Annotated in this window: 28 protein-coding genes; all 28 read left to right on the top strand. The window is 50.3% G+C overall.

The genetic code is table 11. The annotated features are described in order from the left end of the window. The first annotated feature begins 449 nt into the window (after positions 1-449). The 28 genes from NOV74_RS09100 (at position 450) to NOV74_RS08970 (ending at position 25340) form a co-directional block, all read left to right on the top strand. Positions 450-914, top strand: a complete 465-nt coding sequence (locus NOV74_RS09100) for a hypothetical protein (protein ID WP_257311313.1) — start codon at positions 450-452, stop codon at positions 912-914. A gap of 148 nt (positions 915-1062) precedes the next feature. Continuing rightward, positions 1063-1539 carry a hypothetical protein gene (locus NOV74_RS09095; RefSeq protein ID WP_257311312.1) on the top strand — a complete coding sequence of 159 codons (477 nt, stop codon included), beginning with the start codon at positions 1063-1065 and terminating at the stop codon, positions 1537-1539. Between the two features lie 139 nt (positions 1540-1678). After that, complete coding sequence (locus NOV74_RS15530; protein ID WP_420843081.1) at positions 1679-2167, top strand: SF0329 family protein; 489 nt, start codon at positions 1679-1681, stop codon at positions 2165-2167. Positions 2168-2300: 133 nt separating this feature from the next. Next, the gene (locus NOV74_RS09090; RefSeq protein WP_257311310.1) at positions 2301-2711 is read left to right on the top strand and encodes a DUF3995 domain-containing protein; all 411 of its coding nucleotides are present in this window, start codon (positions 2301-2303) and stop codon (positions 2709-2711) included. A gap of 1442 nt (positions 2712-4153) precedes the next feature. Beyond that, positions 4154-4795 carry a hypothetical protein gene (locus tag NOV74_RS09085; RefSeq protein ID WP_257311308.1) on the top strand — a complete coding sequence of 214 codons (642 nt, stop codon included), beginning with the start codon at positions 4154-4156 and terminating at the stop codon, positions 4793-4795. A 72-nt stretch (positions 4796-4867) separates the two neighbouring features. Then, positions 4868-5107, top strand: a complete 240-nt coding sequence (locus NOV74_RS09080; protein WP_257311306.1) for a hypothetical protein — start codon at positions 4868-4870, stop codon at positions 5105-5107. A 677-nt stretch (positions 5108-5784) separates the two neighbouring features. Continuing rightward, the gene (locus NOV74_RS09075; protein WP_257311305.1) at positions 5785-6177 is read left to right on the top strand and encodes a hypothetical protein; all 393 of its coding nucleotides are present in this window, start codon (positions 5785-5787) and stop codon (positions 6175-6177) included. A gap of 144 nt (positions 6178-6321) precedes the next feature. Continuing rightward, entirely contained in the window at positions 6322-6858 is a 537-nt protein-coding gene (locus NOV74_RS09070; protein ID WP_257311302.1) for a hypothetical protein, read from the top strand. Then, a complete protein-coding gene (locus tag NOV74_RS09065; RefSeq protein WP_257311299.1) occupies positions 6855-7088 on the top strand; it encodes a hypothetical protein in 234 nt (77 codons plus the stop codon). The genes NOV74_RS09070 and NOV74_RS09065 overlap by 4 nt, the downstream gene beginning before the upstream one ends. A 182-nt stretch (positions 7089-7270) precedes the next feature. Continuing rightward, on the top strand, positions 7271-8002 hold the full coding sequence (locus NOV74_RS09060) for a hypothetical protein (protein ID WP_257311296.1): 732 nt from the start codon (positions 7271-7273) through the stop codon (positions 8000-8002). A 156-nt stretch (positions 8003-8158) separates the two neighbouring features. Continuing rightward, positions 8159-8638, top strand: coding sequence for a hypothetical protein (locus tag NOV74_RS09055; protein ID WP_257311294.1), 480 nt, complete (start codon positions 8159-8161; stop codon positions 8636-8638). A 164-nt stretch (positions 8639-8802) separates the two neighbouring features. Next, the gene (locus tag NOV74_RS09050; protein ID WP_257311291.1) at positions 8803-9426 is read left to right on the top strand and encodes a hypothetical protein; all 624 of its coding nucleotides are present in this window, start codon (positions 8803-8805) and stop codon (positions 9424-9426) included. Positions 9427-10323: 897 nt separating this feature from the next. After that, positions 10324-10827, top strand: coding sequence for a DUF4339 domain-containing protein (locus NOV74_RS09045; protein WP_257311288.1), 504 nt, complete (start codon positions 10324-10326; stop codon positions 10825-10827). A gap of 597 nt (positions 10828-11424) precedes the next feature. Next, positions 11425-11967, top strand: a complete 543-nt coding sequence (locus NOV74_RS09040; RefSeq protein ID WP_257311285.1) for a restriction endonuclease — start codon at positions 11425-11427, stop codon at positions 11965-11967. A gap of 916 nt (positions 11968-12883) precedes the next feature. Further along, the gene (locus NOV74_RS09035) at positions 12884-13321 is read left to right on the top strand and encodes a hypothetical protein (RefSeq protein WP_257311284.1); all 438 of its coding nucleotides are present in this window, start codon (positions 12884-12886) and stop codon (positions 13319-13321) included. Between the two features lie 140 nt (positions 13322-13461). Next, the gene (locus NOV74_RS09030) at positions 13462-14265 is read left to right on the top strand and encodes a hypothetical protein (protein ID WP_257311282.1); all 804 of its coding nucleotides are present in this window, start codon (positions 13462-13464) and stop codon (positions 14263-14265) included. 327 nt (positions 14266-14592) lie between these two features. Beyond that, positions 14593-15315, top strand: coding sequence for a hypothetical protein (locus NOV74_RS09025; RefSeq protein ID WP_257311280.1), 723 nt, complete (start codon positions 14593-14595; stop codon positions 15313-15315). A gap of 582 nt (positions 15316-15897) precedes the next feature. Further along, positions 15898-16830 (top strand): competence protein CoiA family protein, encoded by a 933-nt coding sequence (locus NOV74_RS09020; protein ID WP_257311278.1) that lies wholly within the window; start codon positions 15898-15900, stop codon positions 16828-16830. A 600-nt stretch (positions 16831-17430) separates the two neighbouring features. Continuing rightward, positions 17431-17829: a hypothetical protein gene (locus NOV74_RS09015; protein ID WP_257311276.1), complete on the top strand. Its 399-nt coding sequence runs from the start codon at positions 17431-17433 to the stop codon at positions 17827-17829. 611 nt (positions 17830-18440) lie between these two features. Then, positions 18441-18917, top strand: a complete 477-nt coding sequence (locus NOV74_RS09010; protein ID WP_257311274.1) for a hypothetical protein — start codon at positions 18441-18443, stop codon at positions 18915-18917. A 466-nt stretch (positions 18918-19383) separates the two neighbouring features. Further along, entirely contained in the window at positions 19384-19818 is a 435-nt protein-coding gene (locus NOV74_RS09005; RefSeq protein WP_257311272.1) for a hypothetical protein, read from the top strand. A gap of 537 nt (positions 19819-20355) precedes the next feature. After that, complete coding sequence (locus NOV74_RS09000; RefSeq protein ID WP_257311271.1) at positions 20356-20649, top strand: hypothetical protein; 294 nt, start codon at positions 20356-20358, stop codon at positions 20647-20649. A gap of 180 nt (positions 20650-20829) precedes the next feature. Next, positions 20830-21579: a hypothetical protein gene (locus NOV74_RS08995; RefSeq protein ID WP_257311269.1), complete on the top strand. Its 750-nt coding sequence runs from the start codon at positions 20830-20832 to the stop codon at positions 21577-21579. 972 nt (positions 21580-22551) lie between these two features. Next, complete coding sequence (locus NOV74_RS08990; RefSeq protein WP_257311267.1) at positions 22552-22803, top strand: hypothetical protein; 252 nt, start codon at positions 22552-22554, stop codon at positions 22801-22803. A 170-nt stretch (positions 22804-22973) separates the two neighbouring features. Beyond that, entirely contained in the window at positions 22974-23279 is a 306-nt protein-coding gene (locus NOV74_RS08985; RefSeq protein ID WP_257311264.1) for a hypothetical protein, read from the top strand. Positions 23280-23428: 149 nt separating this feature from the next. Next, positions 23429-23641 (top strand): hypothetical protein, encoded by a 213-nt coding sequence (locus NOV74_RS08980; protein WP_257311261.1) that lies wholly within the window; start codon positions 23429-23431, stop codon positions 23639-23641. A 128-nt stretch (positions 23642-23769) separates the two neighbouring features. Beyond that, positions 23770-24156, top strand: a complete 387-nt coding sequence (locus NOV74_RS08975; protein ID WP_257311260.1) for a hypothetical protein — start codon at positions 23770-23772, stop codon at positions 24154-24156. Between the two features lie 614 nt (positions 24157-24770). After that, positions 24771-25340, top strand: a complete 570-nt coding sequence (locus NOV74_RS08970) for a hypothetical protein (RefSeq protein ID WP_257311258.1) — start codon at positions 24771-24773, stop codon at positions 25338-25340. Positions 25341-25939: the final 599 nt, after the last annotated feature.

Here is a 25939-nt window from a genome sequence, read left to right as displayed (position 1 = left end):
CCCGACCTAGGCGTCCTCCCCCCACCCCCACCCCAGTCGTCCAATTCAAAGTTAGGCGTCATGCTCTACACTCCAAGCACCAGCCCACCTACACCTGGATTTGCGCTTCTCGGTTGCGCGGTTGGAATTACTTTGTTCGTAGTCGGTATGAAGGCAATTATCAAACGAGAGATCCGTCTAAGGCCTAACAGAGGCGCACCACTAGTAACCCATCGTGGAAGTGGAGCTATTTATGCGGGTTTGGGCTTATGCCTCATCTCTCTCTTCCTTTGGCTTCCGGCAATAATCTATTTACTCAAACATTTCATCTTTTCGTCACACGCCTAACCCTCAGCTCAACTCGGACCCCGCCTGCATTGTCTTTCGCTCTCTCTCAGCTACTCGCTTCCTCGGCTCCGTTCAGTGCCTCGGTGCAGGCGGGTCCGGTTAGCTCCATCCGTTAGGTGCCCATGATTCCGCAGCTTCCCATCCTGAGCATGGCAACTGCAGCGGCACTGCATTCGCAGGTAGAAGCCACCAAGCTTGAGGTCCAGCCTCTCAATAATTCTGAAATCACGAATGGAACCTGCTTCGATTTTGAACGACAGGATCCCAAGGGCAGAAGTCCGATAATTTTTTCTTACAATTACGACACTAAAATTGGCTACCTTCGCATCAACGGAAAATTGCTCACACTAAAATTGGTGTCTGATAAAGGCGTCAGAACGGGTGAATTTCAGGGGCAACGTCGACTGGAATGGGTCAGCGAAGGCGCAAAGGTAGAAATCTATTGCCGCTCATTTGTTCCGGAAGAGTTGAAGAATTATCCCGACCAAGAAAGTATCGAAGTTTCGTGGGTCAAGGGTAATATGACCGTCTATACGAATAATGGCCGCTCGACAATTAAGGTGGTCGGTATATATGGTGCACGCTAACTCATAGCATCGCTCTCGGCACCTAACCCCTCGCTCAAGTCGGACCCCGCCTGCATTGCCTTCCGCTCTCTCTCAGCATCTCGCTATCCCGGCTCCGCTCATCGCCTCGGTGCAGGCGCGGCCGCTTAGCTTCATTCGTTAGGCCGTCATGGATCATTCACCCAAACTCACAACAGCTCAGATCGGGAAATGTGGAGAGTTGCTGGTTCAGCTTCAGCTCCTGCGAAGCGGTGTGGAATCAGCCCCGCTCACCACCGATTCAGGGGTTGATCTCGTGGCCTATTCTCCCTTCCTGGAGCGCCCGATCTCCATTCAGGTAAAAACAAACCAACAGGCCAAACCAAGCGGCGGTAAGGGGAGACTAGGCCTAGATTGGTGGGTTCCAGAGGATTGCCCCGCTCAGCTTGTTGCTCTTGTTGACCTGTCTTCTGATTTGATCTGGGTCTTCTCAATGGAACAGATCAAAAACCTCGCTCAGCAAAATCCCTCGGGTCGCTATCACCTGTATATGTACCTTGATTCATCCGACTCCCCGAAGAAAAACACCCGCCTTTTGTTCAGCCAAGAATTTGCTCCATATCTCCTACGCAGCAGAATTCACGAACTTTTCGGTGTTCCGGCCTAACCCTCCGCTCAACTCGGACCCCGCCTGCATTGCCTCCCGCTCTCTCTCAACTTCTCGCTTCCTCGGCTTCGCTCAGCGCCTCGGTGCAGGCGTGGCCGGTTAGCTTCATTCGTTAGCCCGCTTCCAGGGACTCCTACCCGTGCAATGGTCCAAATTACGAAGCCTCATTGAATCCCGGTTCGCTGAGTCACTCGGCAAGAGAGTCTCCATCCATAGCACTGCCTACGGGAATTGTTCCTGTGGACATGCCTGGATCACTCTCGATGGCGATGTCATCGCGAACTTCTGCACTCGCGCTCACTACTTGAAGTTGGCTGATGAAAGGGCTGGTAGGCAAACGCCCGCCTCTTCAACTAAGAAGCACGAAGCGCAATTTGTCGAGTACGGCGAAATGAGCCGCCAGGACGCCTATCAAAGCTGCTGGCGGTTCATTCATGAACTATCTATCGAGCAGGCCCTATCTGACTCAGACCCCCTCGTTATGTCCCTCGCAGTTCTAGATCAACGCCTTGGCAAACGCAGAATACAATCCCTTGCACTTGAACCTTTGCACTCACTCCCTCGTCATCTACTCGAGATTCGCGCCGCAGCTGAAGGAATTGCCCTTCCGGCGCGGTCTAACCCTTAGCTCAACTCGGACCCCGCCTGCATTGTCTTCCGCTCTCTCTCATTATTTTGCTTCCTCGGCTCCGCTCATCGCCTCGGTGCAGGCGGGTCCGGTTAGCTTCATTCGTTAGGCGTCAACGAAGGTGCGCCAAACCATGCTCCCAGTGTTCCTCGCCTCCACCCTGCTCTGCCTAGCCGGCCTACATATCTATTGGGCTGCTGGTGGCCCTTGGGGCAAGCGCAATGTGATTCCCGAAGTTGATGGCAAACCTGCTTTCGAACCCTCACGCCTCATTACTGTTGCCGTGGCTCTGGCTCTAACTGTCGCAGCTTGCGTTGCCTTACTTCATGGGTCCATCCTCCTCTCCTTTTCCCTTGCTTCACCTATTCATTGGGGAACCATTGCGATTGGGTTTGTCTTTCTCCTTCGATCTATCGGAGAATTCCGCCTCATTGGCTTCTTCAAACGTCTGCGCGGTACCACCTTTGCCACATGGGATACTTGGTTGTTCTCTCCTCTATGCTTAGTTATCGCAATCTCTTTCTTTCTCATCGCTGCATCGTGAGGGGCTTTCTTCTCAAAGCACCCAGCAACAAAGTGCCATCTCCGCCTAACCCCTCGCTCAACTCGGACCCCGCCGCAAGCGGCCGGGTCCTCACTCCCTGGCAATCCCATCTAACCGATCCACTCAGCCATTCAGCCGCGGCGGGGCCGGTTAGCTTCATTCGTTAGGCGCTGGCATTGCTCAATACGAGAGCCGCATGAAATCAACAAATCTTCAATCGTGCTTCCTAGCCCTAGTGGCCACGATAGCCAGCGCCCAGACTTCTTCACATTGGTCCTACCACGTCAACTCACAAGGGGCGCGGATCATTGAGTTCATGGGCCCAATTTCAACCCCAAGTGGCGTAAGAAACTCTCAGATTAGATTCGTGCGGTCTACCGGGCCCAAGGTCTATTGGTCCTTCGATCTTGTCATCGACTCAGTTTCTACAATCAAGGGGTTCACCTTCGATGATTTTGAAGGTCCAGATAGCCAAGCTTCTGGCGAGTTACTAACACTGGAAACCATTGGAACGCCAACACCCGCCCGATTCTCGTTCTGTCCTGCAGGTGGGTATGTGAGTCAGCCAAAAGACGGGTTCAATTTCAGTGCCCTCAGAATAGGCTCACCAAATCTCCTCCTGAATCTCGTGAAATCCGCCTCGCAGGGCAAAGGCCAACTCTCCCTCCGCCTCCGCGACTTCAAAAATCCAGCCGTGGTCTTACAGGCCTCTTATGATTTGGCCGGGTCTGAACATGACTTTGGCCAATTCCTAGCAGGTATGTAAATTCACGCGCCTAACCCTCCGCTCAACTCGGACCCCGCCTGCATTGTCTTCCGCTCCTTCTCTTGTTCCCGCTTCCTCGGCTCCGCTCGTCGCCTCGGCGCAGGCGGGGCCGGTTAGCTTCTTTCGTTAGGCGCCATGCACACGGTCCTTCCAGAACCCCTCGCTGGAACGCGAAAGAAAATTGCCCGGTTTCACAACCTGGCAGTGATCCTTCTACTTATCCTCCTAAATCCGTTCATGTGGTTTTTGGCCTTTCTGATACCCAACAATCTCTCAAAAAACGCAATCTTGATTTACCTGGCTGGCGGATTGTTCATCTTCGTTGGGCTTGGCATATTCGCAATCTATAAACTGGATAACTGGTTGTGCCAAAAATTCGGATTCACCTGCCCCCTCTGCTCCAAACCTCTTTACAAACCTGATTTCTATCTGAACAGGACTGGTAGGTGCCCACAGTGTCGGCAAAATATCATCCCCTTGGCTCAACAACGCCTCACACCCCAATGAACCAACCGCGCCTAACCCTCAGCTCAACTCGGACCCCGCCTGCATTGCCTTCCGCTCTCTTTCATCTTCCTGCTTCCTCGGCTTCGCTCAGCGCCTCGGTGCAGGCGTGGCCGGTTAGCTCCATTCGTTAGGCCGCTCCACCAGTGGGTCCTGAATAGGAGAAACAGAAATGCTTAAAAAAGGTGCTGATGGAAAGTATCCTTTATTGGTAAAAATTATATTCTGGTTAATAGTAGGTTTTATTATTAAAATCATTATCGGATTGGTTTTAGACTATCAAAATAATCAAAGACTAAAGGATATAAAAAAAGTCGATACTATTTTAGAAAAATATTCAGAACCCAGGGTTTATACTGAAACCGATTTGTTCACAATCAAGATTCCATATGGATTTTCGGACCCAGAAAGGAAATCATCTATTTTAGATGGACCGAATGGAAAAGTATTATTAACAGAAATTAGTTTTACACGTGATGCTTCTATCGTAAAAATAATATATTTCCCAATAATTTATGACAAGAAAAGGACAACAAGAGAGCAGTTAATACAAGTTATGCATAATATGGCTAATGGCGGATTGAGCGCAATAAAAGCTACTAACGTTTCTTATAATTTATTCGTGTTCAATGGTAAGCATGATGCAAGGCACCAAACATTTGACTTAAATGGTGGTAAATTTAAAGGGGTCAGTAATTCAATGATAGTAGACAAAATGACATACGAAATTATGTATCTAACAAATGTTTTTGACGAAAATAAGGCAAAAGAATCCGATCTAATATTAAACTCATTTACTATTTTAAATAAATGAGGATAAACACAATGGCGCCAGGCCTGCATAATTCCTTTCGTTAGGCCGTGGTCCTAATTCCTGGAGGTCCCTTTGGACATCTCGCATAAATTTTCATTTTCAGATCTATACGAAAAAGCCAAAAATACCCTGCTTGAAGCCGGTCTTCCATTTACGGCAGACGTCATGTGGCCTCAGGGTAAAGGTCCATGGCTTTTATTCGTGCAACCTTCCGAGTTATCAAAATCACAACACATTGCAATAAAACAGCTGGAAACCCTAATCCAAGAAGATACCCAGCGATTAGCAGAATGGAAAAAATCAAATTCATAAACTCTTTCAATAGGTATCGAATGATCGGCCTAACCCTCCGCTCAACTCGGACCCCGCCTGCATTGCCTTTCGCTCTCTCTCAGCTTCCTGCTTCCTCGGCTCCGCTCGTCGCCTCGGTGCAGGCGGGGCCGGTTAGCTTCATTCGTTAGGCCTCGTTCGCCTGGCTCCTTCTGTCTGCTGGGTGGTGGGGTGCTGGTCCAGCTTCGTCGCCTTGGCCCGCTCCAGCGGAAGATCCGCGTCGTTCCTCAGTTTTCTGGTTCTATTGAATAGGGTTATCGCTTACTCATCAACCTTCGGCCCATGGATTTCTGCCATCATCGAGGTCACTTCAGCTTCTCGGCCTTCACTCTCACGCGATAACTCCGGTGTTCTCCTTTTGGGCTCGTCGGCATGAACCTTCGCTCTCGCTCAAGCAGGCTCAAATCCAAGCGCAACGCGTGCTCGGGGGGCTACTGCCTAGGGCTCGGCCTAACCTCGCGCTCAACTCGGACCCCGCCTGCATTGCCTTCCGCTCCTTCTCTTCTTCTCGCTATCTCGGCTCCGCTCGTCGCCTCGGTCCAGGCGGGGCCGGTTAGCTTCATTCGTTAGGGCACTCAATGAACGGTCCGCGAGCTAGGATCAACCGGCTAACTAGCGCCTCGCTGGACCTAGAGAATTGCTTGCGGTTCATTAAGGCCATGAGTGAGCATGCCTACAGCAGTGAAGCCTACGAGGCTCTTCTAATCTCGGCGATCATCTTTTACATCCGCCCTTTTTCGGGGAATGAGAAGAAGGGCTCACCTTCTCCATCCGAGTCGAGAGTCCCCAATACTGTGCTGGCCAGTCTTGATACAAATGAATTACGACTTCATAGGCATTTGAAAACATTAAGAAATAAGGCCATTGCCCATGCTGAGTGGCGATACCATCCCACAGGTGTCACCGATACTCTGGTTATTCAAGCGATGCCTTTTTCAATCTGGAAATGCTTTCGAGGCACTGACGATATTACAAATTTTAGTAACCTTGTCCACAAGGTGCATCGCGAAATACAGAATGCGCAAGCGAACATGCTTCACGAGCTGCCCTAACCCTCCGCTCAACTCGGACCCCGCCTGCATTGCCTTTCGCTCTCTCTCAGCTTCCCGCTTCCTCGACTCCGCTCAACGCCTCGGTGCAGGCAGGGCCGGTTAGCTTCATTCGTTAGGCCTCATCAGAAGATTTAGGAGGAATCGTTGAATAGGAAAGCGCTCTATATCGGCATCGGCACCGTCGCTCTCCTTGGTGCGATCGCCTCTCTCCCAAGGTTAAGTGACGGGCCTGGGCGGGCGAGGGGAGTGGCTGACAAACCTTTGGCCCAACCATTTGTTGCTCCCTCACCATCTCCTGAACCCTCAACGAAAAACCTACTGACGTCATGGGATGGGCTTCCACCAACACCACTTCTGGATGCCCAAGGCTGGAGCGCCTATAAGCCGAATCCGATTATCGGTAGGTACATTCTAAATCGCCTCGAATTAGGATTCCCAGAATCATCAATCTGTGTCGACCTTGGATGTGCCCAAGCAATGGCAGACAAGGAAAATGTTTCAGTAGAAGAAATGACCATCTTCCTTGCCAATCAATCATTACGAAATTCTAGGGACTGGGGAAGAAAACGTTTGGTTTCAGACTACATCAAAGAAGCCACATCATTATTTGAAATAATGAAATCACGTGGAATGATCAAACCTTACAAATATCCTCGTAGCGATAAGGGGGTCAATAAATGAAAATCGCACGTGGGAAAACCTATGAAGGCCCAACTGATTCTGAATGGAATATGACCGTTCTATTAATCGACAATGAAGAAGCAATCTGTCTTCCAAGCCGCCCTGGGGGCATCGGCGAAGCCCCGTTCGTTATCAAGTGGCAATCATTGAATGATATCCAAATCCCAGCAATAGAAAGCATTCCCCTGCGCCAGTTCGCGACCTGGGCGACTCGTTGCATCAACGAATAATCGGGGCAATTCTACTTTCGGCCTAACCCCTAGCTCAACTCGGACCCCGCCTGCATTGCCTTCCGTTCTCTCTCAGCTTCTCGCTTCCTCGGCTCCGCTCAGCACCTCGGTGCAGGCGGGGCCGGTTAGCTTCATTCGTTAGGCCGCTTCCCATGTACGATTCTGATCGAGAATTCTTCGACATGATGGACGAACGGTCGGAGAAGCTTTCTATATTCATAAAGGAGCCAGCTCGAAGAATACTTGAGCCGACAATCAATGTACTTAATTCTCATTTTGAAATATTAAGAATTTCGGCCGGCTTAAGAAGGTTACATGAGTTCACCGGGCACAATCATTCTAGTAATTTACTTTTTGCAACATTACACAAAAATTGTTTAAATTTCTATGCCGCTATCCGCCTCAACCAAAGAGGGCTCCATGGATCTTCCGCATTATTCTTTAGGCCTGTCTTCGAATCATTATATTTGGCAAAATATTGCGCAATAATTGACGATGACACCCTCCTAAGTCGATGGTCTAATGGTGAAAATATTAATTTAACAAATCACGTTTTAAATAAAATTAAAAAACCTGAACTCCCTGAAACTCGCGAATTATTAAAGGCCTTTCACGGATATAGCCACTCTGGTGTATTCTCTCAGCAGGCCTCTCTCGATCCAAATCATGAAATTGAACAAATCATGGTTAAATTTGCGTTAATATCAACATTGACAATGCTTTCTCATCACCTAATCAATCGACATTATATTACTTCTAAATTTAAATATTATATTCAATCATACTCTGAAGATGATCGATTCGGGCAGGCACTTTTTGAATCTCGCGTTTATTCATCTATACTACGGAGTTATCTGAGTAAAATTGGCAGGCGACTTTATAGAGAATATGCTTCCACATGGGTTGTGAATTAAAATTCAAGCTAACAACTTAGGGCGGCCTAACCTCTCGCTCAACTCGGACCCCGCCTGCATTGCCTTCCGCTCTCTCTCAACATTTCGCTATCCCGGCTCCGCTCGCCGTTTCGGTGCAGGCGGGGCCGGTTAGCTTCTTCCGTTAGGAGTCCCCCAATGTTCTTCACCACCTCATTCGTCCTATGCTCATCGGCCCTTGTTGCGCCTGTTCCTACAGCAGCTAATCTCCAGCAGTCCACGGAACCAATCCAGCCCATGAAAATCACCAAAGAAGCAGGCAGGCTGAAAATCGAACCCGGCTCTTATTCTCGAATCTTTCAGGAAGTCCGTGATGTCCCTTCAGGAACACTAGAAGTACGTCTGAAGGTGAAATCGAACGGCGAAGTTTCCGATTTCGAAAAGATCGAGGGTTCGAATCCACTCTGGTTCACCTTCCGTAGCGCTTGGAGGAAGATCAAATTCCTACCTACTCGCGAAGGCGACACGGGCCCATGGGAAGTTGCAATGGTCGTTTCGACCAGTTCGTCAGGCGGTGGCGGAATGCTCGAAGCCAGGGCTACGGGCAGTAGCAGTTCTTCAAGCACAACACGCATCTACATTGCCGATGTAAGTTCCTTGCCTTCCACACCCAAGTGATTCGCATGGAACTCCTAACCCTCAGCTCAACTCGGACCCCGCCTGCATTGCCTTCCGCTCTTTCTCGTCTCCCTGCTTCCTCGGCTCCGCTCATCGCCTCGGTGCAGGCGCGGCCGGTTAGCTTCATTCGTTAGGCGCCCCAACCCTTTTCCTGAGGAAACTCAATGAAACGCTTCGCTCATCGCCTCGCCTTGATTCTCTTTTCTTCAGCATTTTTGAATGCTCAAGACATTAGTTGGGGTATTCAGCTTTCTTCTGGAATTCCGCTCAATGGTTTATCCACTGATCAATACGCTGGCACACATAAATCCTTCAATGGAGCCGGGGCTCTTGGCCTCAATCTGAGCTACCAGGTTTCCGCCCTCGACGATGTGAGAGCAACCGTCAACTCAGTCGGGTTCACAGGTGAATTCGAAAATATTGATCCCTCGACAGCCCTTCGGAATGAGTACCACTATTTTCAAATTGGACTTGAATGGTGCCATTACTTCAATTCGCGTAATCATGGCTGGAATGCAGGTCTCGGTGTAAATAATACAGAACTCAATCGTGATTTAACCGTTATGACTCCGTCCCCTTTCGGTGGCACTTGGGCTTCTACTGTACGCTATCGGCAATATAGGAGACTTGGAATCAGTGCGAACGCTGGTTACCAATTCAAGCCCTGGCTGGGTGTTGTGGGCTCAGTCCACCATGTCAATCTCGGTAAGGAGCAAGGGGAACCCTTTCCTTTAGATAAGGCACAATGGCTGCAGCTTGGAGTCATTTTCCATTTTGGTCGTCGGTGACTGGGCGCCTAACCCTCCGCTCAACTCGGACCCCGCCTGCATTGCCTTCCGCTCTCTCTCACCTTCTCGCTTCCTCGGCTCCGTTCAGCGCCTCGGTGCAGGCGGGGCCGGTTAGCTTCATTCGTTAGGCCTCACCCAATTCTGGGAGGTATCAGTTGAGCAATTCTATTTTCACGATTGTTTTGGGATTTTCTCTTTCTCTACTGATCGGATGCCGGCCTTCCCTGGCTTCACGCCAGCACTGGGTTGACAGCACTAATCAGTCCCTTGCTAACACACCAAACCCAATCAGGCTTTCCATTGATCCAAGGGATTCAACCTGCCTTGTCCACACTGGTTCAAACATCTCCCGGGTGATGGTCAGCGTGATCCTTGCCTCTGAGGCTGACGGCTCCAATCATCTTTCAGAGATCGCACATCGCAAAGGCTTCAACAAAATGAGATTCATAGATTCAGAAAACCATGTCTGGGTTGCAAATTGGAATGGCAAAACTTTCGCTATGCCAAGTGAGCCCTAACCCTCAGCTCAACTCGGACCCCGCCTGCATTGTCTTCCGCTCTCTCTCTTCTCTTCGCTTCCTCGGCTCCGCTCAGCGCCTCGGTGCAGGCGAGGCCGGTTAGCTTCATTCGTTAGGCCCTATTTGGAGGTCGAAATGCCGAAATTACGCTGGGTAAAAGCCAGTCCTGCTTTCGAGGAATGGACCGCATATGATCAGAACGATCTCCCGGTAGGTAGCATTGAGCAGGTAAGCGAGAGATCCTGGGAAGCCAAATTCGTCGATGGCACAATCCGACAATGCAACTCACGAGAAGCGGCACAGCAATGGATTGAAGATCCAGGGCATCCTCTAATTGAACTATGTTAATTTTTTTTCATCTACCATTAGGAGGCAGGATATGACAACCTTTCAATCACCCATGTTTGGGTCGTCCTCTATTGCCGGCGCTGACAATTATTATGTTCGAATTCGCGGCCAAGAATATGGCCCATACTCAATTGACCAATTAATTAACATGAGAGACTCAAACGAAATTGGCCCTAGCACTGAGTTGCGATTTGAATCCGGTTCATATTTTCAAGCTAAAGACGAGGCATTGCTTTTTTCGACCAAATCTCGCACTGTCGCCATGGCTTTATCTGGTGGCAGCCTTTTGACCGGTGCAGGAATTATCTTATCAGGTTTAGACCGGCTATACCTCGGACACAAAACTTCTGGATTTATTAAGTTAATATTTTCGCTATTTTCTTTTATTGGGTTGATTGTCACATCAATTGATAAAAAATCCGACAATACATTTTTCATTTTTTGTATGTTAGCTGTAGTTGGGTGGTCCGTTTATGATTTAATCGCTATAATTACCAAAAAAATGAATGATGGAGACGGGCTTCCTCTTGTTTGAATTGCCAATGGTGCCAGATTGAGCCCGGCCTAACCCTGCGCTCAACTCGGACCCCGCCTGCATTGCCATTTGCTCTCTCTCAGCTTCTCGCTTCCTCGGCTCCGTTCAGCGCCTCGGTGCAGGCGGGGCCGGTTAGCTTCACTCGTTAGGCCTCGTTCGCCCTTCTCTTTCTGTCTGCTGGGTGGTGGGGCACTGATTCGGCTTCAGCCTTCCGATCCGCTCCATCGGCAAAACCCCGCCGTTCCTCCGTCTTCAGCAGTCAAGGAATAGGGTTATCGCTTACTCATCAACCATCGGCCCATGGATTTCTGCCATCATCGAGGTCACTTCAGCGTCTCGCCCTTCACTCTCACGCGATAACTCCGGCAATTTCCTTTTGGAGTCGTCGGCATGAACTTTCGCTCTCAGCCAAGCAGGCTCAAATCCAGGCGCAACGCGTGCTCGGGGCGCTACTGCTTAGGGCTCGGCCTAACCTCGCGCTCAACTCGGACCCAACCGCACGTGCCTTCCGCGCTCCCGTGTGGACTTGGATTTCCGTTCTCCTCCCATCGTCCGGCTGCGGTTGGGCCGGTTAGCTTCATTCGTTAGGGCTCAGCAATGTTTTCTGACCAACCGATTTCATTGTCGCCCCTGGATTTTGAGTTGGCCGTGAAGGGCATTCTCGATGCCACTGGAGAGCCGCTCATCTCATACACATCTACCCATCAGGAAAAGGTAGGCGGTCCAGATGGTGACTACGTGATCGACGTAGTTGCACGTTTCTCTGCGCTCAATGCCGAATTTGTCGTGCTCGTGGAGTGCAAGCACCACAAACGAAAGGTCGAGAGACAGGATGTACAAGTTCTACTCAGCAAACTCCAGTCTCTCGGGGCTCACAAAGGCATGTTGTTCTCGACTGCCGGATTTCAAGCTGGGGCAATTGAGTTTGCCAAATCACACGGGATCGCTCTTGTTCAGCTTGCTGATGGCAACACCTCCTGGTTCGTAAGAAGCGAAGCACCGCTCCCAACTCGACCAGATTGGGCTGGAACTTTTAAATATGCTGGGTGGTGGCATCATGACGGCCAGATCGGCCTCATGTCCGAAGACTTCAATCGGTTCACCCGTCAAGCACTCGGGCTTGCAGCGTCTGAGCCCTAACCCTCCGCTCAACTCGGACCCCGCCTGCATTGCCTTCCGCTCTCTCTCAGCTTCTCGCTTCCTCGGCTCCGCTCATCGCCTCGGTGCAGGCGGGGCCGGTTAGCTTCATTCGTTAGGCCTCCATGGTTTTCTACGTACAAACCACAACGGGATACCAAGACCTCGTGGCGGAGCTAGGTCGAACGCCTTCGCCTATCTGGTTGAACGAGGGCGTTCTCACCAAGGAAGAAGTGGCTCGACTGAGAGAAGCCGGAATTGTGGTGACTGTGTTCTCTGAGCATCGTGATCCTGAGGATCTTCAGGCAATCACGAAGGACATTTGGACCATTCAAGAACACCATGAAGGGGAGTCCGTATGGGTCCAATACCCGCCATCGGCCTAACCCTTAGCTCAACTCGGACCCCGCCTGCATTGTCTTCCGCTCTTTCTCTTCATCTCGCTTCCTCGGCTCCGCTCATCGCCCCGGTGCAGGCGTGGCCGGTTAGCTTCATTCGTTAGGCCGCACTGAATGATTGCTTCCTTCACGGAGACACTCTACTCAGCCCTCTTTGTGGGGTTTGGGGTCAGCGTTGTGATCTCCTTCGCCTACATGGTGAAGAAACGCGGATTCTTCTCTGCCCTAATTTGGTCCTTCATCCCATGTAGAAGCCAGCTTTCCACGGCTATCGATGTTCCATTCGATGACAATCCGATTTGGCTCGACTTCGTCCAGCTTGCGTTCATTGTCGCCTTTGGCCTTCTCTGGCTATGGCGTAAGGTGAATTCATGAAAAAACCCTGGTGCGGCCTAACCTTCAGCTCAACTCGGACCCCGCCTGCATTGCCTTCCGCTCTCTCTTATCTCCCTGCTTCCTCGGCTTCGCTCAGCGCCTCGGTGCAGGCGTGGCCGGTTAGCTCCATTCGTTAGGCTTCACACATGACCGACAAATATCTTGTCAGGGTTGATTGGCGTGGTCTCACAAGCCATCAGGATGAGTCCTGGCAGAACATCAAGTGCCTTTACGCCTATCTCGCCCCTAAGACTCTTGAGGTGCTTTACATCGGGAAATCATGGGGCGTGAGTGTTCGCGGAAGGTGGACTCGGGCAGCCAAGGAACATTTCTGGAACGACCTCGAAAAAGATCGTGGCATCACAGAGCACATCCCGTTACTGGGTGAACTCTATCTGCCTGAGGGGCGAAGGCTTTCTAGTGAGCTACTCGCCGACGTTGAGAGCCTGTTGATTCATCGTGTATCCCCATGGGGCAACATCCAAAGTAAAAAGACACGGATTTCTCGACCTGGCTTGGTGGTTCAATGCACTGGCGAATGGCCTTTCAATCAATCAAAATTCCACGATGACTCTTCAGCCTAACCCTGCGCTCAACTCGGACCCCGCCTGCATTGCCATCCGCTCTCTCTCAACTCCCTGCTTCCTCGGCTCCGCTCAGCGCCTCGGTGCAGGCGGGGCCGGTTAGCTTCATTCGTTAGCCCGCACTTTAGGAGACATCCAACATGACCTTTCTTCCATTGTTGGTTTGGTCACTTCTCGCAACACATCAAGCACCCGCAGCCAACGCGACTGGTCCAGAACTGGCCCGAGTCGTTTGGCTTGAAAAGCGAGGAGCAGATCTTGCTGATCGAATCCTGATAGAAAATTCAACCAAATCAATCCTGAAGCAGGCAGGAGAAAATCCCAAAAATATTGGCTCGCCTGTCATTGTTCGTGATGGAAACCGCTGGCTTGTATTCTACGAAAAACCTGGCTCCTTCAACAAAGAATTCACCGTCTACAAAGTCGTTGAGTGTGACGTTAAGGATATAAAATTGGGCAGGGTCCTTGAGTCAATCAAATTGCCATCCGACGTTATTGAATTAGCAAATTACTTTGCCTCCTGGAAGAAACAATTCGGCGAATTATCGTACGTGATGTACATGATTCCTATGCTCGAGCCAACGGGTGGGTTTTCCCTGTACGTAATGCCCAGGCAAGACAACCCGGATGAAATTATTATTGGCAAAGACCTGAAGTCCTCTTACCTTCCAGGCGAGGCCAAACCTTATGTCGTTACGACTTTTCATCAAACCGTTCATAAGGTTCACCCGAAAGATTTGATTAAGTCTTTGCCTCCTGGTGCTCACGACCCTGGGTTCGGGCATAACCACGCTAATTCTGATTACCCCACTGAGACCGATGTGGCAGTTGCAATTTTATTCCCTAATGTCCGTTGGCACGTCCTCGGTAAAGGTGTGCACTACCGCATTGAACCAACAGGCCAAATCACATTACTTCCCATGCCTACCCCAGATGCCAAATAACCAAGGCTTGCTATGGTGCGGTCTAACCCTGCGCTCAACTCGGACCCCGCCTGCATTGCCTTTCGCTCTCTCTCAACTTCTCGCTTCCTCGGCTCCGTTCAGCACCTCGGTGCAGGCGGGGCCGGTTAGCTTCATTCGTTAGGCCGCATCCATAGGTTGTCCATGAAAGCGTTCCTCACCTTGTTCGCCTTGCTCGCACTAACCTCACTGGCATGCGATAGGTCCACTAAGCCCTCATCTCCAGCGACGCAACCTTCGCCCACACAAATCACTTTGGCCCCAACCTTCGCGAAGTCCGATCCAACTATGGCCACGGACCTGGAAGGCATGAACCCCGCTCAACCAATCAGGTTCGTGTCGATAGAGGAAACCACCAATTGGGTCCAGCGCAACCTCCCTGGAGCCGTTGTGCTGCGGTTTAACTCCATACAAGGTAACCACTATCCGATGGCTGTACGGCTGCCAGATGGGCGTGAGCGAGTGATCCATTTCCTTCAAGTGAACAAGAGCCAGATCCCGTATAGTCCTAACCCCGAGGTGATCAAGAAAGGGCCCTATCCAGAACCACCTATGCTCTATCTCCATGAGAATGCCGCCCCCGGGGAGTACTTCGAACTCGGCCAGTGGAAGGCTCAAAAGGAAGTGAAGCTCTACGCGGACTCGAAGCGGGGGCCAGCGTCCGTCGCCATCATCCACGTTGGCGAGGTCGTCGAAGCCCTTCACAGCGACATGCGCACGGTCCCTGGACTATTCGTCCTGGCTCAACCATGGTCTTGTGCTGCCGGAAACCATACTCACCAACCAGGGGAGACTCTATATATCTATGATTATGGCAGTGAGGGCTCTTACTATTTCTGGTGTGAAGGCCGAATCGAGTTTGGTTTCGATCCGGATTACAGCAAGGATCGGCTAGGCCACTATACCCGCGAGCCCAACTCAGAATGGTGGGTACAAATACGGACGCACCCCGGCGTCATTGGCTGGACCGATGACCCTACCTCGTTCGTGGGCCGGACTCTAGAAGATAAAGAATATGAGCACCTCAAATAAGCCCATTCGGCCTAACCCTCCGCTCAACTCGGACCCCGCCTGCATTGTCTTCCGCTCTCTCTCATCTTCTCGCTTCCTCGGCTCCGCTCAGCGCCTCGGTGCAGGCGGGGCCGGTTAGCTTCATTCGTTAGCCCTCGTTCGCCTGTCTATTTCTGTCTGCTGGGTGAGCGCGGGGTTCGGCGAGTTCGATCGTCCGTTCACGAATTCAGGGCAAAGCCTCGCCAATTCTCAGTCTTTGGTCTTCAAGGAATAGAGTTATCGCTTGCTCATCAACCATCGGCCCATGGATTTCTGCCATCATCGAGGTCAATTCAGCTTTTCAACCTTCACTCTCACGCGATAACACCGGTGTTCTCCTTTTGGACTCGTCGGCATGAACTTTCGCTCCCACTCAAGCAAGCTCAAATCTAAGCGCGCCGCGTGCTCAGGTCGCTACTGCTTAGGGCTCGGTCTAACTCTCCGCTCAACTCGGACCCCGCCTGCATTGCCTCCCGCTCTCTCTCAGCTTCTCGCTTCCTCGGCTCCGCTCATCGCCTCGGTGCAGGCGGGGCCGGTTAGCTTCATTCGTTAGGCGCTCACTGCATGAACGACCAAACCAAGTCATTCAAGGTTCCATGGGCGCTTGATCCCGAAGGCCATTTAATCTCAGCCAAAGATGGAACACCGAAAACTTCATATGTGTGCCCAGGGTGCTTGAAACCAATCATTCTAAGATCTGGTTCAATCAAAGTAAGGCACTTTGCACATAAAGCAGGATTTGGGTGTTCATGGGAATCTTACCTACATAAAACAGCGAAATTTGAACTCCAAAAAGCAATAGAAGCATGGCTTGAAAATCGAGGTCCTACTCCGACTATCACAGGCAACTGCATGGGAACAGAATGGTGGAGTTGTGAAGGCGAGATTAGAAGACCGCTTATCCGCACCAAGATCGATGAAGTCAAATTGGAACATCAAGTAAAGGACCTTAGACCAGATGTTGTTTTACTTCATGATCGCAAACCCGTACTAGCTATTGAAATTCTTGTAACCCATGAAGTTGATGAATTCAAACGTCTAAAATCCGAACATTTATGGCTAGAACTTGATGCAACCAACGTTATCGATAATCCAAGAATATGGCAACCAATTCAACACAATATACCCAATTTCACCAAATGTGCTTTTTGTAGCGGCGTCGACACAATAGCTTTGAGTAAAAAAATATCTACTCTCACCGATAGTTTTGAAAAATGGGTTGAGAAGGCACGTGTTCCGGCTGCGGCCATACAGTCACATTGGTGGATCAATAAAATAGAAGAAGAAATTCAAGTTTTTAGAAATAAGGCCATTGTATTATGGGAAAAATACCACAAAGAAATCCCACCAGAATGGGAGAGTGAATTCATACTGGCCGATTATTACGAATCCGTTTACAGTCGCCTTGAAGAAAAATACAATCATACCCAAAGCAACTATATCCAGCACGATTATAGCCATTTACCGATAAAACCCGATGACGACATACCCTTTTAGCCTCGTTCCCGAGCGCCTAACCTCTCGCTCAACTCGGACCCCGCCTGCATTGCCTTCCGCTCTCTCTCAGCTACTCGCTTCCTCGGCTCCGTTCAGCGCCTCGGTGCAGGCGGGGCCGGTTAGCTTCATTCGTTAGGCCTCGTTCGCCCTTCTCTTTCTGTCTGCTTGGTGGTGGGGTTCTGGCCCAGCTTCGTCAGCCTGGCTTGCTCCGACGGCAAAGCCGCATCGTTCCTCGGTCTTCTGGTTTCACTGAATAGGGTTATCGCTTACTCATCAACCATCGGCCCATGGATTTCTGCCATCATCGAGGTCCATTCAGCATCTCGGCTTTCACGTTCACGCGATAACTCCGGTGTTCTCCTTTTGGGCTCGTCGGTATGAACTTTCGCTCTCGCTCAAGCAGGCTCAAACCCAAGCGCGCCGTGTGCTCGGGAGGCTACTGCTTAGGGCTCGGCCTAACCTCGCGCTCAACTCGGACCCCGCCTGCATTGCCTTCCGCTCTCTCTCGACTTCTCGCTTCCTCGACTCCGTTCAGCGCCTCGGTGCAGGCGGGGCCGGTTAGCTTCATTCGTTAGGCCGCATCCATTCCTGGAGTTGTTCATGCGAAGAGGCCTTGCACTGATTCTCCTTCTGCCAGCCGCGATTGTCGGGACTCCTGCCAGTGCGGGCGTTCAAATCGACTATCTCCCCTTCTCAATTCAAACTTATCGCCCAGTCACCAAACAGACCATTGTTAAGAGCGCCTTTATCCAATTAATCATCAAACATCAAGAAATGCCCGACTCGGTACGGGCGCTCATCAAAGAAGAAGATCACCTTTCATTCGACAACCAAAAGGTAAGGCTCCGAATTTTGGATGGACAAGATTCCTACTTCTTTGACGCGAATGGAAATGGGGTGCTCAACAAACGAACCCCTGTTTCCATTGATGTACATGCCTTCGAAAATTTGATCTCTCAGAACAAAATCGCGGTCGCTCTTAGTCCAATCGGAGACTGAAGCATGTTCTGCACGAATTCCCATTCTTCGTTCTCATGCGCCCTAACCCTTAGCTCAACTCGGACCCCGCCTGCATTGCCTTCCGCCCCCTCTCAACTTCTCGCTTCCTCGGCTCCGCTCAGCGCCTCGGTGCAGGCGGGGCCGGTTAGCTTCATTCGTTAGGCCTCGTTCGCCTGTCTATTTCTGTCTGCTGGGTGTGCGTGGGGTTCGTCGGGTTCGATCGTTGGTTCACTGATTCAGGGCAAAGCCTCGCCATTCCTCAGTCTTCAGCGTTCAACGAATAGTGTTATCGCTTACTCACCAACCATCGGCCCATGGATTTCTGCCATCATCGGGGTAACTTCAGCTTCTCGGCCTTCACTCTCACGCGATAACTCCGGCAATTTCCCTTTGGGGTCGTCGGCATGAATTCCCGCTCCCGCTCAAGCAGGCTCAAATCTAGGCGCGCCGTGTGCTCAGGTCGCCACTGCTTAGGGCTCGGTCTAACTCTCTGCTCAACTCGGACCCCGCCTGCATTGCCTTCCGCTCTCTCTCAGCTTCTCGCTATCCCGGCTCCGCTCATCGTCTCGGTGCAAGCGGGGCCGGTTAGCTTCATTCGTTAGGCCACTTCCATGACATCTTCAAAGTCCTACAGCCTAGAAGAACAGATCCAAAGAACGGGAGTCATTGTTGAGCGCTTCAGCGAAATAGAGCAGCTCATAAATACCGTTATTTTTAACTATATTGCACCAATATTAGATGCCGAAAAATTTGTCAAATTGAATCTCCTTGATAATTCGGTTGTTTCTTTTGGCGCCAAGATTAAATTGCTTCAGGTCATCAACAAAAATATTAATGGTGATTTTATCAATCGTGACAAATTCCATCGCTTGCTTTCTATTCGTAATGCCTTTGCCCATAACAATGTTGGCAATAATTTGGAGATAGAACCGTCTGAAGAAAACTTGTCTGAAATATACTTCTATATTGAATCAATGAAAGGCGATGGCTCTATAGTTCGTACTCGCAGGGATGACGCATACACTGAGTTCTGGGCCTTATATCTCGAGCTACTACGATCTCTCCAGGAATTCATTAAAGCAGTTTAACCTCCAACATCATGTTCATAATTGGCCTAACCCTCCGCTCAACTCGGACCCCGCCTGCACTGGCTCCCGCTCTCTCTCAGCTTCTCGCTTCCTCGGCTTCGCTCATCGTCTCGGTGCAGGCGGGGCCGGTTAGCTTCATTCGTTAGGCCTCGAAAGCAGGGCTCTCTGAACCCCGTTCAGCCCGCCAAATCGCCTGTTCGGCCGTTTTGCTTTGAGCTTCATGGCGGGCATGCGTTCATGGTGGCAACGCCCCAGGTTGCTCTTTCCCTTCCTCCGCTCGGTCTTCCCATCGCCTTGGTTCATGTCACGTCAGAACCGGCGTCTCGGCCTAACCGTTAGCTCAACTCGGACCCCGCCTGCATTGTCTTCCGCTCTCTCTTATCTTCTCGCTTCCTCGGCTCCGCTCAGCGCCTCGGCGCAGGCGGGGCCGGTTAGCTTCTTTCGTTAGGCCTCATCGGGTCCGTCCATGAACTGGTTCAAACGATTATTTGGTAATCCAACACCGGCAGCGGAGACGGTTGGATCTCTCAATGAAGAACTCAGGCAAGTGCGTGAATCCATCAAATCAGCTGGCTCAACCGATGGAGTCCATTACACAGACACGGTCGAAACGATCAAGCAACTAAAGCGAGAGTCCAGAAATGAAGAAGCCATCGTTTTACTAATTCAGTCAATCGAGGCGACAGAGCGGGAGTCAAGATTTGCTGGTGAAGGCTGGGGAGTCGCACCCTGGTACTACGAACAGCTCGCGATCATTTACCGGAAAGACAAACGATACGAAGATGAGGTTGCCATCTTAGAACGCTACGAAGCCCAGCCGAAAGCACCAGGTTCAGGGCCAGCCAAACTTAAAGAACGCTTGTCCGCCGCCAAAAAACTTGCAAGGTCTCACAAGGCCTAACCCTTAGCTCAACTCGGACCCCGCCTACATTGCCTCTCGCTCTTTCTCTTCATTTCGCTTCCTCGGCTCCGTTCAGCGCCTCGGTGCAGGCGGGGCCGGTTAGCTTCATTCGTTAGGCCTCCCAAGATGGATCCGAATTCAAAGGGTCGCTTCTACAAACCCACGCCCAGAGAGTGGGTCGGAGTAATTACCTTCTGCCTCGCCTTCCCCGCGTGGCTTTCGGTCTGCATCGTGTGGATTCGGCCTTTGGTATTCAACGCTCTCGGGCCAGGCCTAGCTGGTTGGGCCTACCCTGTCATTCTTGGTGCGCCCATTTGCTTAGCACCAGCCGTAGCAATCTTTCTCTATGACCAGTGTTCGTCAAAATCCCAACTGCCATGACCGTCGGCCTAACCCTTAGCTCAACTCGGACCCCGCCTGCATTGCCTTCCGCTCTCTCTCAGCTTCCCGCTTCCTCGGCTTCGTTCAGCGCCTCGGTGCAGGCGGGGCCGGTTAGCTTCATTCGTTAGGCGCCATCACGTACATTTCGGAGATCTTATGAAGGCAATACTGCTTCTTCCTTTCATTCTTGTCGTTTTGGCCTGCAGCAAGCCAACTTCGACCCCGGAGCAAAACTTGGAAGGGCAGGATTGCGCTCATGCAATTCGCGTCAAATCTGTGGCCGATGAGTACGCATGGATGAAGGCCCGCTATCCAGGATTCCTTCCTAAGGGCCAAAGTCTGCTGATGTCGTGCAATGGGGTCAATCAACCCACGGACGCTGTCACCATTCTTTTGCGTGACGGCACCACCCGAACCTTTTATTTCACGGGCTTCCCACTGAGCTACTGAAACTGGTCGCCTAACCCTTAGCTCAACTCGGACCCCGCCTGCATTGCCTTCCGTTCTCTCTCAGCTTCCCGCTTCCTCGGCTCCGTTCAGCGCCTCGGTGCAGGCGGGGCCGGTTAGCTTCATTCGTTAGGCCCACTAGCTGAGCTTCTTTAATTCGACGATTTACGATGGAGACTTATCATGCTTCCAAATTCGGCAGTATCTTACCTTTTTGATCATCAAAAATTCATTATTTCAATTTGCATCATGTTTTGCTTAATGTATACATTTTTAATTTTGAAATCATATTTATTTGTTAAATATTTAAAATTAATCATTTTAACAACATGGTGTTCTTGTTTTATATGGCAATTGTCTTTGTTTTTACTCGGAATATCAGCTGGTGGGTTTATTGGTATGGCAGCGGGTTATTCTATGCTTGCTCTCGCTCCATTCTTTTTTGTTGGCCTATTCATACTAATTTTAAAGTCAGACCCGGTACCTCGCGAGAAATTCGGTAAGGTGATTGGATACACTTTGTTCTCTTTAGTTATTATTGCTATAACTATTAATATTATAATAGATAAACAGATCAGAGTAACATTGTATCTAACTATTATCAATCCGGATGGGCTACCTCTCGATAGAGGCAAGATTTATCTAACAAACAGACAAAATATTAATGAGCGTTTTGATACAAATAATAAAGGTCAAGTTGAGTTATTTACCAAGTATGGGAATGTTAGTGGAGGATACATCGATGATGCAAATGGTCACAGAATTAGCTACACAATTATTTGTCCATCTGATTCATCAAGGCCCTTGGGGTTAATTTTTTTTGACGTCACAGAACATGCTTTCAACTTCCCATTCGCATCTGCCCATAAGGTGTTTGCCACCTATGCACTAGATTCACGTGCACATCTAAAGCCTGGTACAACCTACAGGTAACCTGGAGACTCGCCACAGGGGGCCTAACCCTCAGCTCAACTCGGACCCCGCCCGCCCTGTCTTCCGCTCTTTCTCTTCGTTCCGCTTCCTCGGCTTCGTTCAGCGCCTCGGTGCAGGCGGGGCCGGTTAGCTTCATTCGTTAGGCGTTCATGTGATTCTGCTGCCAACCCAAAAGCGAATCCGGATTGTTCACCTCGTACTGTCGGGGTTTGCCTTCTTCTGCATGATCCAGGCCTTGTATTACCCGTTCGTTGGCCATCCAAGGTGGTGGCAAATTCGCTTCTTCTCAGAAATTGGTTGGATCATTGGTATTCCACCTTTGTTACTTGGCCGGTGGCTGGTCGAGCGAATTCCCGCGCTAATGTCTCAACCATTTGCCTGGTCACTGGCACTGATTTGGGCTGTCGTCATTCCCTGGCCCATATCGTTGGGGCTGAATCGCCTAACCTCTCGCTCAAGTCGGACCCCGCCTGCTTTGCCTGGCGTTCTCTTTCTTCTTCTCGCTATCTCGGCTCCGTTCGTCGCCTCGGTGCAGGCGTGGCCGCTTAGCTTCATTCGTTAGGCGCCCTCAAAATGTCGAATGAGAATGAACTAGACAGCGCGTTCTATGAAGGCCGTCGGCATCCCGAAGATATGCCGTTTGTCTGCAACGACGCGGTCGAGCTGCAGTGTGGCCCCGACGCGGGTTTAAGAGGTTCTGTCATTTCCGCATTCATTGATGAGTCCGGTCTGATATACACCGTAGAACTTTCGACCGGTAGAGATATCCAGGTTCCACCATCTGAACTCCGGCTGATTGACGCTTGAACCATGCAAACCTTTGGCCGCCGCCTAACCTTCAGCTCAACTCGGACCCCGCCTGCATTGCCTCCCGCTCTCTCTCAGCTTCCCGCTTCCTCGGCTCCGCTCAGCGCCTCGGTGCAGGCGGGGCCGGTTAGCTTCATTCGTTAGGCCGTTCGTCGAGATTGCTGCATGGTCGAAAACCTCAAAATAATCTGTGGATTGGCTCTAGCGATTTCGGTCGTCATTTCGTTCTTCTATCACGTAAAAAATGTTGGCTTCATTTCAGCCGCCTTCTGGGCGCTACTTCCCTTTAGGCTTCGATATCTTTGGCCAGCTGGCACTGAATACGATCGAATTGATGACAACATCCCAGGTTGGGTGTCCCTGGCACAGCATCTTTCACTCATCGGCCTGTTCTTCATCTGGATTCTCCCCAAATAGTCCCATGGAGATCGAATGGTCACGCATCACGGCCTAACCCTCCGCTCAACTCGGACCCCGCCTGCCTTGCCTTCCGCTCTCTCTCATCGTTCTGCTTCCTCGGCTCCGCTGAGCGCCTCGGTGCAGGCGGGTCCGGTTAGCTTCATTCGTTAGCCGCCAGTGAACACGCCATGAACCAACCCCTTCAAATCACCACTGAAGTCATCGCCGCAGTTCTGGCGGTGTGGGTTGGATACAAATTCATCACTCGGTCTCGACGCCCAAACGAGGACGGATTCAAGTTCGTCTATGTGAATGAAGATGGGTCCGTCCGTGAACTCACTGAAGATGAGCGTGCCTACCTCACAACCGAGTTTCACCCCAACGATGGCGCTCGCCCTTACATCAAGTTCCACTTCAACGCCAAAACCCCCGACAAAAAGGTTTCTGGCTACATCGAACGACGCCAAGTCCCTTCAAGTGTCAAAATCCAATGACTAGGCCCGCGCCTAACCCTTAGCTCAACTCGGACCCCGCCTGCATTGCCTTCCGCTCTCTCTCAGCTTCTCGCTTCCTCGGCTCCGCTCAGCACCTCGGTGCAGGCGGGGCCGGTTAGCTTCATTCGTTAGGCCTTCGGAGACGTCCCATGAACAAATCGGAATTCGAACAGGCTGTAAGAACAGAATTAATGCGTGTTCCAATTGCGGAACGGCGCACCTGGGATAACAATAAACTCTTCTTTTGGTTCATGAAGGCAAAGACGGACAATCCGCGCCTGGCTTGGGACCGGTGCCCAGGAGATCCCTGGCAATGGGTTCCCGGCATTTGTAAACACTTGATCGGTCCCAATGCCTTTTGACAACCCATAACCCTAAGCCAAACCATGGCCAGACAGCCATTATTCCATACACTCTTTCTCATTCTACTGACACACTTGCTAGAAAGCACCTTTACTATATCAACCTCAAATAAAATAAAGGGAGCATCATGAAATTTTTACCTCTTATCACTTTCCTCTTTTTTGTAGCGATTGGTTGCTCTAGCCCCGAAGCAGACCAGACAAGAGGCGTAAGAACTTCCATGTTTGGCCAGGCGAATCTAATACAGAAAAACCCCGATGAAGTCGAAATCTACATCAGCAGAAAACCAACTAGACCTTACAAAGAGATCGGGATGGTCCAGTACCTTGATTGGAGCTACCGCCCAGATGAGGGAACGATTTTCGGTAAATTTCGAATTGCCGCTGCTCGCGCAGGCGCAGATGGCCTAATTGTGCTAGATACCCGGATCGTTAACGACCATGACTTAAAGGGAAATCCCGACCAGGGAAATGATTATCGAGCCACACTTATTGTATTTACAGATAAACAGTAAAAATAAGCAATCATCTCCAATCCGTTGCCTATATCAACAAATTGCACCCATGCTGCGCCCTAACCTTGCGCTCAACTCGGACCCCGCCTACGTTGTCTTCCGCTCTCTCTCAACTTCCCGCTTCCTCGGCTTCGCTCAGCGCCTCGGTGCAGGCGGGGCCGGTTAGCTTCATTCGTTAGACGGCTTTACGGCCCTAATGTTCCCTGCTCTATCTTTTTGGTACCCGTTCAGAGGCTGATTTGATACCGTTCGGCGGAATATCTTCCTCCATTGCCGCGGCGGCGTTAGGGTGATGCCCAGTTTCAACGGGCCTAGGTCAGCCATTATTTTCAATAAATTATGGCGCTTCCGGCCTAATCACAACTAGCGGCCATGCCGCCATGATGATAAGGAGGTGTGAAAATGTCATTTCGTCGAGTGTGGCGAGCCATGGTGGCAACCGCCATGACATTAGCCTTTAGCTCTGGGCCAGCATTTGCACGAAGCCCCTCTTGTCCATATCTTGTGATATTCGATCTCACAAGCGGAGAGTGTCGACTCTGGATTTTCGATTCTGAAGATGCAACGACTTGTTGGTATAACGATGTTGGACCCTGCTAAAAGGAGATTGACAAATGAAAATTTTATTTTTTATTGTATCACTCATTTTTTCAGTCAATGCGTCGGCACAAGATTCCATCAGTAGAATAATTCAACTAAATCTTGGTTCCATGGATAAGTTACCCCCTGGAGCTTTAGTTTCGTTTAAAGTCCATTCTTCTGTGGGCGAATTGGACCCAAGTAAATTTGGAGGTCGTGGAGAATTCACAAAAGATGACATTTCCTCACGAGATCTGGTTTCAGGCGATATTAGCTATTCTGAAATTGTTCAAGTTGATGGCTTACTACCTTCCAAAGTCTTTCCAATAGAACTAGGTAAAGTATCCGCAAGTTCTGTAGGCGGAAAGAAGAGTTTAATTCTATTCGAAGTAGATATTTTAATTTCAAAGGATGGCTCAATTCTTTTCGAAAAAACGAGTACACTACCATTTATTATCCAGCCCGTTCATAGAGACAATATCCCTGTCTGCATATCTGTTTTTCACCGAGTTGTTCCTTCTGGACAGATATCATGGGGAATTAGTCGGCACAGTTGTGAACAACCATTGGAATTAGAAAAGAAGAAATCATTTAAAAAACAGTAATGGAATCATCGTTTGAATAAAATACCGACTAAGCTTCATGTCCCAGGGACTCGGAACATGAAGCTCAGTCGGTATATCATGTGAGTATCTAAAATATTTATCGAAAATTATTTAAACATATTATAATTCATATTTTAAAACATCACTAATTACTCGGCCGCCTAACCTTACGCTCAACTCGGACCCCGCCTGCATTGCCTTCCGTTCTCTCTCAGCATTTCGCTATCTCGGCTCCGCTCATCTCCTCGGTGCAGGCGGGGCCGGTTAGCTTCATTCGTTAGACGCCACTCACCATGACCCTCAAATTCCAATCCCCAATCGTTCTGTCCAACGTTCCGGAGTGGGCTCGCCGGGTTTTCGTTCAAATTGGGCATCTCATCCGGTCGTTCCTAATTCTTACCTACATCTGGGTAGTTTCAGAAAACGCCTACCCTTTGGAACACAAGCGTTGGATGGGAACTCACATCCTCGTTGCAAGGATCCTCGAAGTTCCTGTTTACCTCTTTCAGGGCCCTGTTTCTAAGCTAATTGGGTACCCGGAACCTTACGAGGTGCCACAAAATCTCAACTTGGGGCCGCGGCACGAAACTAAATTTATT

Source organism: Geothrix fuzhouensis, from assembly GCF_024609325.1.
GTDB classification, from domain to species: Bacteria; Acidobacteriota; Holophagae; order Holophagales; family Holophagaceae; genus Geothrix; species Geothrix fuzhouensis.
This window is presented reverse-complemented; position numbering and strand designations above follow the sequence as displayed.